The sequence below is a fragment of the Pseudomonas sp. 21 genome (assembly GCF_000955805.1).
GTDB lineage: Bacteria > Pseudomonadota > Gammaproteobacteria > Pseudomonadales > Pseudomonadaceae > Pseudomonas.
In genome coordinates this window covers 159,005-174,715 of the sequence record NZ_JYOA01000010.1, presented here as the reverse complement: position 1 = coordinate 174,715, position 15,711 = coordinate 159,005, and the positions used below count along the sequence as shown (strand labels likewise).

The following is a 15,711-nucleotide window of genomic DNA, read 5'->3' as shown; positions in this document are numbered from 1 at the left end:
AAGTACTGCCCGATACATTGGATAGCAAGCTATTGACCTGAATCAGGAGTGCCCCGCCAAGACGGGCGCTAAATAGCCTCACTCTCCAACTTCCTATAGGGAGATTCTTAAATGTCGCAAGAAAGCAGCCAAAAACTAAAGCTAGGCGCTTTGACGGCTCTTGTTGTCGGCTCGATGATTGGCGGGGGCATCTTCTCTCTCCCGCAAAACATGGCCGCCAGCGCTGACGTCGGCGCGATCCTGATCGGTTGGGCCATCACCGCGGTCGGCATGCTGACCCTGGCATTCGTCTTCCAGACCCTGGCCAACCGCAAACCCCAACTCGACGGTGGTGTATACGCCTACGCCAAGGCCGGTTTCGGTGACTACATGGGCTTCTCCTCGGCCTGGGGTTACTGGATCAGCGCCTGGCTCGGCAACGTCGGCTACTTCCTCCTGCTGTTCAGCACCCTGGGCTACTTCTTCCCGATCTTCGGCAAGGGCGACACCGTCTACGCGATAGTCGGGGCGTCGATCCTGCTTTGGGCCCTGCACTTCCTGGTACTGCGCGGAATCAAGGAAGCGGCGTTCATCAACACCATCACCACGGTGGCGAAGATCGTCCCGCTGTTCCTGTTCATCCTGATCTGCCTGTTCGCCTTCAAACTGGACATCTTCACCGCCGACATCTGGGGCAAGAGCAATCCTGACCTGGGCAGCGTGATGAACCAGGTGCGCAACATGATGCTGGTCACCGTCTGGGTGTTCATCGGCATCGAAGGCGCGAGCATCTTCTCCTCCCGTGCGGAAAAACGCTCGGACGTCGGTAAAGCTACCGTGATCGGCTTCATCACCGTCCTGCTGCTGCTGGTACTGGTGAACGTGCTGTCCATGGGCGTGATGACCCAGCCGGAACTGGCCAAGCTGCAGAACCCGTCGATGGCGCTGGTGCTGGAGCACGTGGTCGGTCACTGGGGCGCTGTCCTGATCAGCGTCGGTCTGCTGATCTCCCTGCTGGGTGCCCTGCTCTCCTGGGTACTGCTGTGCGCCGAGATCATGTTCGCCGCCGCCAAGGACCACACCATGCCGGAGTTCCTCCGCAAGGAGAACGCCAACCAGGTGCCGGCCAACGCACTGTGGCTGACCAACATCTGCGTGCAGGTCTTCCTGGTCATCGTGTTCTTCACCTCCGGCAGCGCCGATGGTGGCATGGACCCGTACACCAAGATGCTGCTGCTGGCCACCTCGATGATCCTCATCCCTTACTTCTGGTCCGCGGCCTACGGCCTGCTGCTGGCGGTCAAGGGCGAGACCTACGAGACCGACTCGGCCGACCGCACCAAAGACCTGATCATCGCCGGTATCTCGGTTCTCTACGCGGTGTGGCTGATCTACGCAGGCGGTCTGAAATACCTGCTGCTGTCGGCGCTGCTCTACGCGCCCGGCGTCATCCTCTTCGCCAAAGCGAAACATGAAGTGGGTCAACCCATCTTCACCAATGTCGAGAAGCTCATCTTCGCAGTAGTCGTGATCGGTGCACTGATCGCGGCCTATGGCCTCTACGACGGCTTCCTCACTCTGTAACTCCTGGAGACATCTCATGAGCACGGAAAAAACCAAACTTGGCGTCCATTCTGAAGCTGGCAAACTACGCAAAGTGATGGTCTGCTCGCCCGGACTCGCCCACCAACGCCTGACCCCGAGCAACTGCGACGAGTTGCTGTTCGACGACGTTATCTGGGTGAACCAGGCGAAGCGTGACCACTTCGATTTCGTCACCAAGATGCGCGAGCGTGGCATCGACGTCCTCGAAATGCACAACCTGCTGACCGAGACCGTCCAGAATCCCGAAGCCCTCAAGTGGATCCTCGATCGCAAGATCACCAACGACAGCGTTGGCGTCGGCCTGACCCAGGAACTGCGCGGCTGGCTGGAAAGCCTGGAGCCTCGCAAACTGGCGGAATTCCTTATCGGTGGCGTGGCCTCCGATGACATCCCGGAAAGCGAAGGCGCCAAGGCGCTGAAGATGTACCGCGACTACCTCGGCCACTCCAGCTTCCTGCTGCCGCCGCTGCCCAACACCCAGTTCACCCGTGACACCACCTGCTGGATCTACGGCGGTGTGACCCTGAACCCGATGTACTGGCCGGCGCGACGTCAGGAAACCCTGCTGACCACCGCGATCTACAAGTTCCACCCGGAATTCACCAACGCCGAATTCGAAGTCTGGTACGGCGATCCGGACAAGGACCACGGCATGTCCACCCTCGAAGGCGGCGACGTCATGCCCATCGGCAACGGTGTCGTCCTGATCGGTATGGGTGAGCGCTCTTCCCGCCAGGCCATCGGCCAGGTTGCCCAGGCACTGTTCGCCAAGGGCGCAGCGGAGAAAGTCATCGTTGCCGGCCTGCCCAAGTCCCGCGCCGCGATGCACCTGGACACCGTCTTCACCTTCTGCGACCGCGACCTGGTCACCGTCTTCCCGGAAGTGGTGAAAGAGATCGTTGCCTTCACCCTGCGTCCGGACGAGAAGAGCCCCTACGGCATCAACGTCCAGCGCGAAGACAAGGACTTCATGACCGTCGTCGCCGAGAGCCTGGGCCTGAAAAAACTGCGTGTCGTCGAAACCGGCGGCAACAGCTTCGCCGCCGAACGCGAGCAGTGGGACGACGGCAACAACGTGGTCTGCCTGGAACCGGGCGTGGTGGTTGGTTATGACCGCAACACCTACACCAACACCCTGCTGCGCAAGGCGGGTGTGGAAGTCATCACCATCAGCGCCGGCGAGCTGGGCCGGGGCCGGGGCGGCGGTCACTGCATGACCTGCCCGATCATCCGCGACCCGATCGACTATTGATCGATCGGCCCCCGATAAACGCGACTACCTCAACCAGAGCGCATTGACCTCACGAGGCGGCCCTTGCCAGGGCCGCCTGCCCCGCCAGCCACGAGCTGTACTGACGAGGGCCGAGATTGGATCCCACAAGGAGAAACACCATGGCTTTCAACATGCACAACCGCAACCTGCTCAGCCTGATGCACCACAGCACCCGCGAGTTGCGCTATCTGCTCGACCTGTCCCGCGACCTGAAACGCGCCAAGTACACCGGTACCGAGCAGCAACACCTGAAAGGCAACAACATTGCGCTGATCTTCGAAAAGACCTCGACCCGCACCCGCTGTGCCTTCGAAGTCGCCGCCTATGACCAGGGCGCCAACGTCACCTACATCGACCCGAACTCCTCGCAGATCGGCCACAAGGAATCGATGAAGGACACTGCCCGCGTACTGGGCCGCATGTACGACGCCATCGAATACCGTGGCTTCAAGCAGGAAATCGTCGAAGAACTGGCCAAGTTCGCTGGCGTCCCGGTGTTCAACGGTCTCACCGACGAGTACCACCCGACCCAGATGCTGGCCGACGTGCTGACCATGCGCGAGCACAGCGACAAGCCGCTGCACGACATCAGCTACGCCTACCTGGGCGACGCCCGCAACAACATGGGTAACTCCCTGCTGCTGATCGGCGCCAAGCTCGGCATGGACGTGCGCATCGCAGCTCCCAAGGAGCTCTGGCCGACCGACGAACACGTTGCCGCCTGCAAGAAATTCGCCGAGGAAAGCGGTGCCCGCATCACCATCACCGAAGACCCGAAAGTAGCCGTCAAGGGCGTGGACTTCATCCACACCGATGTCTGGGTATCGATGGGTGAGCCGGTCGAAGCCTGGGGCGAACGCATCAACGAACTGCTGCCCTACCAGGTCAACATGGACATGATGAAGGCCGCCGGCAACCCGCGCGTGAAGTTCATGCACTGCCTGCCCGCCTTCCACAACAGCGAGACCAAGGTCGGCAAGGAAATCGCCGCCAAGTACCCGAACCTGAAGAACGGCATCGAAGTGACCGAAGACGTCTTCGAATCCCCGTACAACATTGCCTTCGAGCAGGCGGAAAACCGCATGCACACCATCAAGGCAATCCTCGTATCGACCCTCGCCGACATGTAATGCCGGGCCGCCCCGGGGCCGCGCTCAAGCGCAGGCCCCGGGCGCGTTTCCACTCTTTCGGAGGTACTGAATATGCGTATCGTCGTCGCATTGGGCGGTAATGCCCTGCTGCGTCGTGGCGAGCCCATGACTGCTGACAATCAACGCTTGAACGTTCGGATCGCCGCCGAACAAATTTCCAAGGTCGCTCCCGGCAACGAGCTGGTGATCGCCCACGGCAACGGCCCGCAGGTCGGCCTCCTGGCCCTGCAGGGCGCCGCCTACGACAAGGTTGCACCCTACCCGCTGGACGTCCTCGGCGCGGAAACCGAAGGCATGATCGGCTACATGATCGAACAGGAAATGGGCAACCTGCTGCCGTTCGAAGTACCGTTCGCCACCATCCTCACCCAGGTCGAAGTCGACGCCAAGGACCCGGCCTTCCAGAACCCGACCAAGCCGATCGGCCCGGTCTATTCGAAGGAAGAAGCCGAAGCCCTGGCCAAGGAGAAAGGCTGGAGCATCGCTCCGGACGGCGACAAGTTCCGCCGCGTGGTCGCCAGCCCCCGTCCGAAGCGCATCTTCGAGATCCGCCCGGTCAAGTGGCTGCTGGAAAAAGGCACCATCGTCATCTGCGCAGGCGGTGGCGGCATCCCGACCATGTACGACGAATCCGGCAAGAAACTTTCCGGCGTCGAAGCGGTGATCGACAAGGACCTCTGCTCCTCGCTGCTGGCCCAGGAACTGTCGGCTGACATCCTGATCATTGCCACCGACGTGGACGCGGCCTACATCGACTGGGGCAAACCGACCCAGAAAGGCATCGCCCAGGCCCACCCGGACGAACTGGAACGCCTCGGCTTCGCCGCCGGCTCCATGGGGCCGAAAGTCATGGCCGCCATCGAGTTCGCCCGCGCTACCGGCAAGGACGCAGTGATCGGCTCGCTGGAGAACATCGTCGCCATCACCGAAGGCAAGTCCGGTACTCGCGTCAGCACCAAGAAAGCTGGCATCGAATACCGCTGAGTTTTGCCGCGGTAAAAAACGGGAGCCCTTCGCGGCTCCCGTTTTCATTCATGAGTCCTGCAGAATTCGCTCGGGAACTCGTCGCCTTCTTCCGACAAATCCTGGCGCGAGCGTGACTCGGCGGTCATCATCCTCGTCAGCTAAAGCATTCCGAATCACTAGAAGCCACGCCTGGCTTTGTGCCACCGGGCTGCCCCTCCATGGGCCACCGTCGTCCGGCGCGCAAGATGCACTTGCTGAAGGAGTTTCCGAGAGATGTCTCGACTACCGGTCATCGTTGGTTTTGGTGGATATAACGCGGCAGGCCGCAGTTCCTTCCACCATGGGTTCCGCCGCACTGTCCTCGAATCCATGGAGTCCGCCGCCCGCCAGGAAACCCTTGCCGGTCTCGCGGTCATGATGAAACTGGTCAAGGTCGTCGACGGCCAGTACCAGGACACCGACGGCAACAGCCTCGACCTCGCTGCCATCGAGCAGCGCTTCGAGCAGCAGATTCGCCAATCCACCCTGATCCGCCGCATCGAGCTGCAATACCTCGACGTCGACGCCGCGCACTGCCACAAGAGCCTGACCGTCAGCGCGGCCGGCGCTCCGGTGACCTTCACCACCCTGCGCAAGCAACTGCCCGAACCGCTGCCAGCCAACTGGTCGGTGGAAGAACTCGAAGGCGGCGAAGTCCGCGTCACCCTGCACGACAGCTGCGAATTCAAGGTCGACAGCTACCGCGCACTGCCGGTGAAGTCCGCCGGCCAGCTGCCCACCGGCTTCGAGCCGAGCGAGCTGTACAACTCGCGCTTCCACCCGCGCGGCCTGCAGATGTCCGTGGTCGCCGCCACCGACGCGGTGCGCTCCACCGGCCTCGACTGGCAAACCATCTGCAACGCCGTACAGCCTGACGAAATTGCCGTGTTCTCCAGCAGCATCATGAGCCAGCTGGACGAGAACGGCTTCGGCGGCCTGCTGCAGTCGCGCCTGCGCGGCCACCGCGTGTCGGCCAAGCAGCTGCCGCTGGGCTTCAACAGCATGCCCACCGACTTCATCAACGCCTACGTACTGGGCAGCGTCGGCATGACCGGCAGCGTCACCGGCGCCTGCGCCACCTTCCTGTACAACCTGCAGAAAGGCATCGACGTCATCACCACCGGCCAGGCCCGCGTGGCCATCGTCGGCAACGCCGAAGCGCCGATCACCTCCGAGATCATCGAAGGCTATGCCGCCATGGGCGCGCTGGCCACCGAGGAAGGCCTGCGCCACATCGAAGGCCGCGACGACGTCGATTTCCGCCGCGCCAGCCGCCCGTTCGGCGACAACTGCGGCTTCTCCCTGGCCGAGTCCGCGCAGTACGTGGTGCTGATGGACGACGCCCTGGCCCTGGAGCTGGGCGCCGACATCCACGGCTCGGTACCGGACGTGTTCATCAACGCCGACGGCTTCAAGAAGTCCATCTCCGCTCCCGGCCCGGGCAACTACCTGACCATGGCCAAGGCCGTGGCCGCTGCCGCGCAGATCGTTGGCGAGAAGAGCGTGCGCCAGCACAGCTTCGTCCACGCCCACGGCTCCAGCACCCCGGCCAACCGCGTCACCGAATCGGAAATCCTCGACCGCGTCGCTACCGCCTTCGGCATCGAGGGCTGGCCGGTCACCGCGGTGAAAGCCTTCGTCGGCCACTCCCTGGCCACCGCCAGCGCCGACCAGCTGATCTCCGCCCTGGGTACCTTCCGCTACGGCGTGATCCCCGGCATCAAGACCGTGGACAAGTTCGCCGACGACGTCTTCAAGGACCACATCGCCCTGTCCAGCAGCGATGTGCGCCGCGACGACCTGGAAGTCTGCTTCATCAACTCCAAGGGCTTCGGCGGCAACAACGCCACCGGCGTGCTGCTGTCCCCGACCGTCACCGAGAAGATGCTGCGCAAGCGCCACGGCGATGCAGCCTTCAACGACTACCAGGCGCGCCGCGAAGCCACCCGCAGCGCCGCCCGGCAGTATGACGAAGCCGCCACCCAGGGCCGCTTCGACATCATCTACAACTTCGGCAACGACATGATCGACGAGCAGGCCATCGAGATCAGCGACCGTGGCATCCAGGTCCCCGGCTTCAGCCAGGCCATTGCCTACAAGAAGGACGCGCGCTTCAGCGACATGCTCGACTGATCGCCGACGATGAACGAAAAAGCCGGGCAGATGCCCGGCTTTTTTGTGCATTTCGATTCACGCGGTGCTTCACGCCATTTGTAGGAGCGAGCTTGCTCGCGAACATATTTCCCGGTGGTTTCGGCGCTGAGCGGTTCGCGAGCAAGCTCGCTCCTACAAGGGAGAAAGAGCCTCCGGCCGCGCAGGAGCGGATTTATCCGCGATGGCCAGCCCACCGGCCCGGGGTCACAGTCAGTACGTCCCCTGCCCCACACCCAACTCGAGAATGCTCGCCTTGAGGTTCTCGAAGTCGTATTCGCTGAGCCCGACGTAATCCAGCACCAGCGCGCGCACGCTTTCCCACTCGTGGTCCTCGTCCTGGTTGCCCAGCACGCGGTAAGAGCCACAGATGTGCTCGGCCATCTTGAGGATCGCCAGCAGGTTCTTCAACTGGGTATCGCGGCAGTTGTCCTCGCTGAAGATCGACAGCGCATTGTGGTGGTTGGCGATGGCCTCGCAGACGTGCTCCGGCAGGCGCCAGGAACGCGCGGTGAAATAGCCGACCACCGCATGGTTGGTGTTCAGCACACGGTTCTCGGTGTCCACCACGCGGCGCTCGTCGCTCGCGCTGGCGTAAGCCTCCTCCAGCACCGCCATGTAGTGCGGGAAGCGCTTGAGCATCAGCGGGATGCCGCAGTTGTGGAACAGCCCCAGCGCGTACGCCTCGTCCACCGACTCGTAGCCGATGCGCTTGGCCAGGGTCAGGCAGCTCATGGCCACGTCCTGCGCGGTGTCCCAGAAGCGGTTGAGGGTAACGATGGTGGCGTCGGTCATCTCGCCCTTGATCGACTGGGCGTTGATCAGGTTGATCACCGAGCGGCTGCCCAACAGGTTCACCGCGCGCTGGATCGAGGTGATGCGGTTGGCCAGGCCGAAGAACGGCGAGTTCACGAGCTTCAGCAGCGCGCCCGACAGCCCCGGGTCCTGGCTGATCAGCTTGGCGATCGCCTTCAGGTCCGGATTGGGCATGAACTGCTCCATCTGCAGGTCAACCATGATCTGCGGCTGCGGCGGCACGCTGATGCCCTGCAGGGCCTGACGTATCTGTTCGGCGGAGAGTTCTTGAGACATGGGGCGCGCTGGGAAAGTTGACGGGGCGCACAGTTTACCCAGAGCCAAGGCTTCTGGAAGTGCTGCTTTTGATTGAACTTTCATCGGCGGCTGTGTCGGAACCTTTACACCCAAGCGGACGAAATGGGAGACAAGCCACATGAGCCAGACACTCAAAGGCAAGACCATCGCCATCCTGGTCACCGACGGTTTCGAGCAGGTGGAGCTGACCGGCCCCCGCGACGCCCTGGAGGAAGCCGGCGCCAAGGTGAAGATCCTTTCCGACAGCAAGGACAAGGTCCGCGGCTGGAACCACGACCAGCCGGCGGACAACTTCAAGGTCGACGGCACCTTCGAAACGGCGCGCATCGACGAGTACGACGCCGTGTTGCTGCCAGGCGGAGTGATCAATGCCGACCAGATCCGCAACCTCCCCAAGGCCCAGGAAATCGTGCAAAAAGCCGCCCAGGCCGACAAACCCATCGCGGTGATCTGCCATGGCGCCTGGCTGCTGGTCTCCGCCGGATTGGTCAAGGGCAAGACCCTGACCAGCTGGAACTCGCTCAAGGACGACATCAACAATGCCGGCGGCCACTGGGTCGACCGCCAGGTGGTCAAGGACGGCCTGCTCATCAGCAGCCGCAAGCCCGACGACATTCCCGCCTTCAACAAGCAGCTGATCGAAACGCTCGCCGCCTGATCCGATCAAAAGCCCGTGCGCCGCGCTCCGGCGGCGCACGCCGCTGCGCTATAATCCCGCTCTTTTGCCGGAGCCTTCCCCATGACCCTGCCCAGCCTGCGTCTGAAAGCCAACGCCGAGCGCCGCCTGCGCGCCGGCCACCTGTGGGTCTACAGCAACGAGGTGGACGTCGCCGCCACCCCGCTGAACGGATTCGGCGCCGGCGAACAGGCCATCCTCGAAATGGCCAACGGCAAGCCGCTGGGCATTGTCGCGATGAGCCCGAACAACCTCATCTGCGCCCGCCTGATCTCCCGCGATACCAAGCACGTTCTCGACAAATCGCTGCTGGTTCACCGCCTGAACGTCGCACTGAGCCTGCGCGACCGCCTGTTCGACAAGCCCTTCTACCGCCTGGTCTACGGCGACTCCGACCTGCTGCCAGGCCTGGTCGTTGACCGTTTTGGCGACGTACTGGTGGTCCAGCTCGCCTCGGCGACCATGGAGAAGCACCGCGACGACGTGCTTGCCGCCCTGCTGCAGGTGCTCAAGCCCAGCGCCGTGCTGTGGAAGAACGACTCCAGCGCCCGTGACGCCGAAGGTCTGGAGCGCTACGTCGAGAACGCCTACGGCGAAGTCCCGGAATGGGTCGGCCTGGAAGAGAACGGCGTGAAGTTCGAAGCCCCGGTGCTGGCCGGCCAGAAGACCGGCTGGTTCTACGACCACCGCATGAACCGCGCCCGCCTGCAGCCCTACGTACAGGGCAAGCGCGTACTGGACCTGTTCAGCTACATCGGCGGCTGGGGCATCCAGGCCGCGGCCTTCGGCGCCAGCGAAGTGATGTGCGTCGATGCCTCCGGCTTCGCCCTCGACGGCGTGGAGCGCAACGCCACGCTGAACGGCCTGGCCGAGAAAGTGGCCTGCGTGGAAGGCGACGTGTTCGATGCCCTGCGCGAGCTGAAGGCCGCCGACGAGCGCTTCGACGTGATCGTTGCCGACCCGCCCGCCTTCATCAAGCGCAAGAAGGACCTGAAGAACGGCGGGGCCGCCTACCGCCGCCTCAACGAACAGGCGATGCGCCTGCTGTCCAAGGACGGCGTGCTGGTCAGCGCTTCCTGCTCCATGCACCTGCCCGAGGACGACCTGCAGAACATCCTGCTGGGCAGCGCCCGCCACCTGGACCGCAACATCCAGCTGCTCGAGCGCGGCGGCCAGGGCCCGGACCACCCGGTGCACCTGGCGATCCCGGAAACCCGCTACATCAAGAGCCTGACCGTCCGCCTGCTGCCCAACGGCTGAGGCTGAGCGGCACGGAAAACGGGGCGCCCCCTGACAGGGAGCGCCCCGTTTTTCATTTCATCGGCGCAGGGCGAATCAGGCGGAACGCTTTATCCGCCGTCTCTGCAGCTGATTCCGCGGATGGCGGATAACGCCTGGGGCGTTATCCGCCCTACGCTCGACGGGGGCCAATCATTTCATCGGCATCAGCGAATCCGCTTCGCTGAGCACCGCCTTGCCGGTCTTGCGCTCGAACAGGCACAGCTCGCGGCCCGGCTTGCCTTTCATGTGCTTCTGCACAGAGGTCCCGCCGATCATCAGCGCCGTGTAGCCCACGCTGTCGTCGAACAGCACGGGCGCACCCAGCACCTTCTTGTTCTGCAGATGACTGAGCGCCAGGCAGGCTTCGCGCTGCTGCTTGTCCTGCGCCTGCCAGGCCGCGTCGGACGAGGCCTGCACACTGCCGGCGAAGACGGCGGCCAGCACGGCGATAGGAATGACTTTCATGGGGTTGCTCCTTCAACGAACGGGATCGAAAAGCGCCAATGGCCATTCAGACCACGCCGGGACGGCGAAAGTCTATGCCTTGTGCCGACCGCCAGCCTTTCCCTGGCGGCAAGGGCCGGCGTAGAATCCGGCTCATTCCTGCCATTTATCCCCCGGCGGGCCTGTGAGCCCCGGCCGAGCAGGCGGTGACCCCGCCAAGCCCCGCGCCGACCTCGCCCATGCAAGGCCATCTGCTGTTTGCATCCGGTGCGTACCGCGCTCACGATACGACTTAGAGTCTGCTCAAGGTCTCGCCGGCCAGCCCTACCCGCTGTACGCCGCCGCACAGAAGACCCGGATCGACTCCCACCGTGACCTGATGCGCAGGAACCTGTCATGCCCGATTACCGCTCGAAAACCTCCACCCACGGCCGCAACATGGCCGGCGCTCGCGCCCTCTGGCGCGCCACCGGGATGAAGGACGAAGACTTCAAGAAGCCGATCATCGCCATCGCCAACTCCTTCACCCAGTTCGTGCCCGGCCACGTGCACCTGAAGGACCTGGGCCAGTTGGTCGCCCGCGAGATCGAAAAACACGGCGGCGTGGCCAAGGAATTCAACACCATCGCCGTGGACGACGGCATCGCCATGGGCCATGACGGCATGCTCTATTCCCTGCCGTCGCGCGAGATCATCGCCGACTCCGTGGAATACATGGTCAACGCCCACTGCGCCGACGCCATCGTCTGCATCTCCAACTGCGACAAGATCACCCCCGGCATGCTGATGGCCGCCCTGCGCCTGAACATCCCGGTGGTGTTCGTCTCCGGCGGCCCGATGGAAGCCGGCAAGACCAAGCTGGCCAGCCACGGCCTGGACCTGGTGGACGCCATGGTGGTCGCCGCCGACGACTCCTGCTCCGACGAAAAAGTCGCCGAGTACGAGCGCAGCGCCTGCCCGACCTGCGGCTCCTGCTCCGGCATGTTCACCGCCAACTCGATGAACTGCCTGACCGAAGCTCTGGGCCTGTCCCTGCCGGGCAACGGTTCGACCCTGGCCACCCACGCCGATCGCGAGCAGCTGTTCCTGCGCGCCGGCCGCCTGGCCGTCGAGCTGTGCCAGCGCTACTACGGCGAAGGCGACGAGTCCGTGCTGCCGCGCAATGTTGCCAGCTTCAAGGCGTTCGAGAACGCCATGACCCTGGACATCGCCATGGGCGGTTCGACCAACACCATCCTGCACCTGCTGGCCGCCGCCCAGGAGGCCGAGATCGCCTTCGACCTGCGCGACATCGATCGCCTGTCGCGCAAGGTGCCGCAGCTGTGCAAGGTCGCGCCGAACATCCAGAAGTACCACATGGAAGACGTGCACCGCGCTGGCGGCATCTTCTCCATCCTCGGTGAACTGGCCCGTGGCGGCCTGCTGCACACCGACGTGCCGACCGTGCACAGCCCGAGCATGGCCGACGCCATCGCCGAGTGGGACATCACCCAGACCCAGGACGAGAAGGTCCACACCTTCTTCAAGGCCGGCCCCGCCGGCATCCCGACCCAGGTCGCCTTCAGCCAGAGCACGCGCTGGGACACCCTGGACGATGATCGCGCCGAAGGCTGCATCCGCAGCGTCCAGCACGCCTATTCCCAGGAAGGCGGCCTGGCCGTGCTGTACGGCAACATCGCCCTCGATGGCTGCGTGGTGAAGACCGCCGGCGTGGACGAATCCATCCACGTGTTCGAAGGCCGCGCGAAGATCTTCGAAAGCCAGGACGGCGCCGTGAAGGGCATCCTCGCCGACGAAGTGAAGCCCGGCGACATCGTGATCATCCGCTACGAAGGCCCGAAAGGCGGCCCGGGCATGCAGGAAATGCTGTACCCGACCAGCTACCTGAAGTCCAAGGGCCTGGGCAAGGATTGCGCCCTGCTCACCGACGGTCGCTTCTCCGGCGGCACCTCGGGCCTGTCCATCGGCCACGCCTCGCCGGAAGCCGCCGCGGGCGGCGCCATCGGCCTGGTGCAGGACGGCGACAAGGTGCTGATCGACATCCCCAACCGCAGCATCAACCTGCTGGTGAGCGATGAAGAACTGGCTACCCGCCGCGCCGAGCAGGACAAGAAGGGCTGGAAGCCGGCTCAACCCCGCGCGCGCAAGGTGAGCACCGCGCTGAAGGCCTACGCCCTGCTGGCCACCAGCGCCGACAAGGGCGCGGTACGCGACAAGGCACTGCTGGACGGTTGAGTCTGGTGGTGAGATGAAAAAGCCCGGCAAATGCCGGGCTTTTTTAATCCGCCGAGTGCGTCACGACTTGGGCGCCACAACGCAGCCATTCATTCCAGGCTTGATGCCGCGATCGGCGTCGCAGATGGTGCCCTCGATCTTCCAGCTGATGTTTCCCTTATCGGTAGAGGGCGTCATTTTCATGTCCAGTTGGGTGCCATTCGTTGCGGTCGCGCTGGTTGTCACGGAAATAACACCGGCTTTCACGCTGTAAGCGGAGACGTTGTCCGTCGCTACGACTGCCGGGATGCCGAATTCACCGCTGTTGCAGTCCTTCGGTCCACCGCTCTCCGCAATGCAGACACCCACCGATGTCTTTGCCCCGGAAAGCTCCGTCATGGCTGCCGCCGCCCTTGAGCGCGACGAATAATCCGAATACAGCGGCAGGGAAACCGAAGCCAGAATCCCGATGATTGCCACCACGATCATCAGCTCGATCAGGGTAAAGCCCTGTTGTTTGCGCATCGTCGTACCCTTCTGGATTGAGCCGGAAGCCTGGATGGCTCCGGATGCATTCCAGTGAAGCCACGCCGGCAGGCCGGAACATTCAGATGCGTCCGCGCAGCCTGTTGAAAATTCGGCACTTTTTTCCAGGGCGAAAGCCTCCGGGGTGCCGTTGCACGGAGGCGCCGTAGGAACCCGGCCTTCCCCATTCATCCCGACTTGCCTCATGGCACTGTGCGATCCCGCCTCGGGCCAGTAAAATCGCGCTCTTTTTTCCCGGACCGCCGCCCATGAGCTCCCTCGAGAACCCGTCCGCCGCCAAGGATCAGCCCGACCTGGTCTACGGCCTGGAAGACCGCCCCGCCCTGCCCATTGCCCTGCTCGCGGCGCTGCAGCACCTGCTGGCGATCATCGTGCCGATCGTCACCCCCGGCCTGCTGATCTGCCAGGCGCTGGGCGTATCGCCGCGCGACACCAACCTGATCGTGTCGATGTCGCTGGTGATCTCCGGCATCGCCACCTTCGTCCAGTGCAAGCGCTTCGGTCCGTTCGGCGCGGGGCTCTTGATCGTCCAGGGCACCAGCTTCAACTTCGTCGGCCCGCTGATCGCTGGCGGCGCGCTGATGGTGAAGAACGGCACCCCGGTGGAAGCCGTGATGGCTGCAATCTTCGGCGTGGTCATGGCCGGTTCCTTCGTCGAGATGGGCGTGTCGCGCATCCTGCCCTTCGTGAAGCGCCTGATCACCCCGCTGGTCACCGGCATCGTGGTGCTGATGATCGGCCTGACCCTGATCAAGGTCGGCCTGATCAGCATGGGCGGCGGCTTCTCCGCCATGGCCAATGGCACCTTCGCCAACGGCGAGAACCTGATGCTGTCGGGCCTGGTGCTGGCGATCATCGTCATCCTCAACCGCATCCCGGTGGTGTGGATGCGCAGCGGCGCCATCGTCATCGCCCTGGCCGTGGGCTACGCGCTGGCCGGCTACCTGGGGCGCCTGGACTTCACCGGCATGCACGAGGCGCCGGCCTTCCAGGTCCCGGTGCCGCTGCACTTCGGCCTGGGCTTCTCCTGGAGCCTGTTCATCCCGATGCTGGTGATCTACCTGGTGACCTCGCTGGAAGCCATCGGCGACGTCACCGCCACCAGCAAGATCTCCAAGCAGCCGGTGGAAGGCCCGCTGTGGATGCAACGGATCAAGGGCGGCGTGCTGGTGAACGGTGCCAACTCGCTGCTGGCCGGCCTGTTCAACACCTTCCCCAGCTCGGTGTTCGCGCAGAACAACGGCGTGATCCAGCTGACCGGCGTCGCCAGCCGCCACGTCGGCCTGTGGATCGCCGCGATGCTGATCATGCTGGGCCTGTTCCCCAGCGTCGCCGGGGTGATCCAGGCCGTTCCTGAACCGGTACTCGGCGGCGCGGTGATGGTGATGTTCGGTGCGGTCGCCGCTTCGGGCATCAACATCCTCGCCGGCACCCACCTGGACCGTCGCGCGCTGCTGATCATCGCCGTCAGCCTGGCGCTGGGCCTGGGCATCTCCCAGGTGCCGGAGTTCCTCGCGCACATGCCCCACGCGATCCGCAACGTGCTGGAATCCGGCGTCGCCACCGGCGGCATCTGCGCGCTGCTGCTGAACTGGTTCCTGCCCGAATCCGACGCCGCCAAGGCCTCGCACAACGGCTGATCCGCCACGACGCCACCCTCGGGTGGCGTCGTCGTTTATGCTCCCTGGCATGACCACTTCCCTGCGCATCGGCGTCATCGCCGACACCCATGGCCTGTTACGCCCCGAAGCGCTGGCGGCGCTGCAAGGCTGCGAGCGCATCCTGCACCTGGGCGACATCGGCCCCGCCTCGCTGCTGGATCAGCTCCGCGAACTCGCCCCGCTGGACGTGGTGCGCGGCAACAACGACAGCGATGACTGGGCTGACGCACTGCCCGAGACCTTGCTGCTGGAGTTGGGTGGGCTGCGGCTCTACCTGATCCACGATCTCAAGCAACTGGCCATCGATCCGCTGGCCGCAGGCATCGACGTGGTGCTGGCGGGGCATTCGCACAAGCCGCTGAACGAGATGCGCAACGGGGTGCTGTACCTGAATCCGGGCAGCGCGGGGCCGCGGCGGTTCAAGCTGCCGATTGCGCTGGCGATTCTGCAGATCGTCGACGGGCAACCCAGGGTGGAGATGGTTTCGCTCGTCTGAGAGCGTTCGCGAGCAAGCTCGCTTCGAACGGAGCAATGTCGTGGGGCGGATAATCTGCTCCAGGTTATCCGCCCCACGGACTGGTCTAACGCTGACCTTGTAGGAGCGCGCCATGC

13 protein-coding genes are annotated in these 15,711 nt (G+C 63.9%); 10 read left to right on the top strand and 3 right to left on the bottom strand.

Annotated elements, in window-relative coordinates; genetic code table 11:
- Positions 1-111: 111 nt before the first annotated feature.
- The 5 genes from arcD (at position 112) to UB43_RS22740 (ending at position 7,146) form a co-directional block, all read left to right on the top strand.
- Positions 112-1,563: an arginine-ornithine antiporter gene (gene arcD, locus UB43_RS22760; RefSeq protein WP_082085890.1), complete on the top strand. Its 1,452-nt coding sequence runs from the start codon at positions 112-114 to the stop codon at positions 1,561-1,563.
- A gap of 16 nt (positions 1,564-1,579) precedes the next feature.
- On the top strand, positions 1,580-2,836 hold the full coding sequence (gene arcA / locus UB43_RS22755; protein ID WP_045215707.1) for an arginine deiminase: 1,257 nt from the start codon (positions 1,580-1,582) through the stop codon (positions 2,834-2,836).
- A gap of 140 nt (positions 2,837-2,976) precedes the next feature.
- Entirely contained in the window at positions 2,977-3,987 is a 1,011-nt protein-coding gene (locus UB43_RS22750) for an ornithine carbamoyltransferase (protein WP_045215705.1), read from the top strand.
- Between the two features lie 72 nt (positions 3,988-4,059).
- Complete coding sequence (gene arcC / locus UB43_RS22745; RefSeq protein WP_045215703.1) at positions 4,060-4,992, top strand: carbamate kinase; 933 nt, start codon at positions 4,060-4,062, stop codon at positions 4,990-4,992.
- 255 nt (positions 4,993-5,247) lie between these two features.
- Entirely contained in the window at positions 5,248-7,146 is a 1,899-nt protein-coding gene (locus UB43_RS22740) for a beta-ketoacyl synthase (RefSeq protein ID WP_045215701.1), read from the top strand.
- Between the two features lie 231 nt (positions 7,147-7,377).
- Here UB43_RS22740 and UB43_RS22735 read toward each other — a convergent pair whose 3' ends face one another.
- Positions 7,378-8,202 (bottom strand): HDOD domain-containing protein, encoded by an 825-nt coding sequence (locus tag UB43_RS22735; protein WP_138214273.1) that lies wholly within the window; start codon positions 8,200-8,202, stop codon positions 7,378-7,380.
- Between the two features lie 193 nt (positions 8,203-8,395).
- On the opposite strand from UB43_RS22735, the gene UB43_RS22730 reads away from it, so the two are divergent.
- On the top strand, positions 8,396-8,935 hold the full coding sequence (locus tag UB43_RS22730; RefSeq protein ID WP_045215695.1) for a type 1 glutamine amidotransferase domain-containing protein: 540 nt from the start codon (positions 8,396-8,398) through the stop codon (positions 8,933-8,935).
- Between the two features lie 81 nt (positions 8,936-9,016).
- Positions 9,017-10,213: a class I SAM-dependent rRNA methyltransferase gene (locus UB43_RS22725; protein ID WP_045215694.1), complete on the top strand. Its 1,197-nt coding sequence runs from the start codon at positions 9,017-9,019 to the stop codon at positions 10,211-10,213.
- A gap of 171 nt (positions 10,214-10,384) precedes the next feature.
- Here UB43_RS22725 and UB43_RS22720 read toward each other — a convergent pair whose 3' ends face one another.
- Positions 10,385-10,699 (bottom strand): hypothetical protein, encoded by a 315-nt coding sequence (locus tag UB43_RS22720; RefSeq protein WP_045215692.1) that lies wholly within the window; start codon positions 10,697-10,699, stop codon positions 10,385-10,387.
- A 375-nt stretch (positions 10,700-11,074) separates the two neighbouring features.
- Here UB43_RS22720 and ilvD point away from each other — a divergent pair, with 375 nt between their 5' ends.
- Positions 11,075-12,913, top strand: a complete 1,839-nt coding sequence (gene ilvD, locus UB43_RS22715) for a dihydroxy-acid dehydratase (protein WP_045215689.1) — start codon at positions 11,075-11,077, stop codon at positions 12,911-12,913.
- Positions 12,914-12,973: 60 nt separating this feature from the next.
- Here the strand turns inward: ilvD and UB43_RS22710 are convergent, their stop codons facing one another.
- Positions 12,974-13,417, bottom strand: coding sequence for a prepilin-type N-terminal cleavage/methylation domain-containing protein (locus UB43_RS22710; protein WP_045215687.1), 444 nt, complete (start codon positions 13,415-13,417; stop codon positions 12,974-12,976).
- A gap of 269 nt (positions 13,418-13,686) precedes the next feature.
- Between UB43_RS22710 and UB43_RS22705 the strand changes: the two genes are divergently transcribed.
- Both UB43_RS22705 and UB43_RS22700 read left to right on the top strand, forming a co-directional pair.
- Positions 13,687-15,078 carry a nucleobase:cation symporter-2 family protein gene (locus UB43_RS22705; protein ID WP_045215684.1) on the top strand — a complete coding sequence of 464 codons (1,392 nt, stop codon included), beginning with the start codon at positions 13,687-13,689 and terminating at the stop codon, positions 15,076-15,078.
- Between the two features lie 61 nt (positions 15,079-15,139).
- Positions 15,140-15,595, top strand: a complete 456-nt coding sequence (locus UB43_RS22700) for a metallophosphoesterase family protein (protein WP_045216870.1) — start codon at positions 15,140-15,142, stop codon at positions 15,593-15,595.
- Positions 15,596-15,711: the final 116 nt, after the last annotated feature.

Bases quoted from the DNA above. Each gene is read 5' to 3' on its own strand.
- arcD (WP_082085890.1), top strand. From the start codon at position 112: ATGTCGCAAGAAAGCAGCCAAAAACTAAAGCTAGGCGCTTTGACGGCT.
- arcA (WP_045215707.1), top strand. From the start codon at position 1,580: ATGAGCACGGAAAAAACCAAACTTGGCGTCCATTCTGAAGCTGGCAAA.
- UB43_RS22750 (WP_045215705.1), top strand. From the start codon at position 2,977: ATGGCTTTCAACATGCACAACCGCAACCTGCTCAGCCTGATGCACCAC.
- arcC (WP_045215703.1), top strand. From the start codon at position 4,060: ATGCGTATCGTCGTCGCATTGGGCGGTAATGCCCTGCTGCGTCGTGGC.
- UB43_RS22740 (WP_045215701.1), top strand. From the start codon at position 5,248: ATGTCTCGACTACCGGTCATCGTTGGTTTTGGTGGATATAACGCGGCA.
- UB43_RS22730 (WP_045215695.1), top strand. From the start codon at position 8,396: ATGAGCCAGACACTCAAAGGCAAGACCATCGCCATCCTGGTCACCGAC.
- UB43_RS22725 (WP_045215694.1), top strand. From the start codon at position 9,017: ATGACCCTGCCCAGCCTGCGTCTGAAAGCCAACGCCGAGCGCCGCCTG.
- UB43_RS22720 (WP_045215692.1), bottom strand. From the start codon at position 10,699: ATGAAAGTCATTCCTATCGCCGTGCTGGCCGCCGTCTTCGCCGGCAGT.
- ilvD (WP_045215689.1), top strand. From the start codon at position 11,075: ATGCCCGATTACCGCTCGAAAACCTCCACCCACGGCCGCAACATGGCC.
- UB43_RS22710 (WP_045215687.1), bottom strand. From the start codon at position 13,417: ATGCGCAAACAACAGGGCTTTACCCTGATCGAGCTGATGATCGTGGTG.
- UB43_RS22705 (WP_045215684.1), top strand. From the start codon at position 13,687: ATGAGCTCCCTCGAGAACCCGTCCGCCGCCAAGGATCAGCCCGACCTG.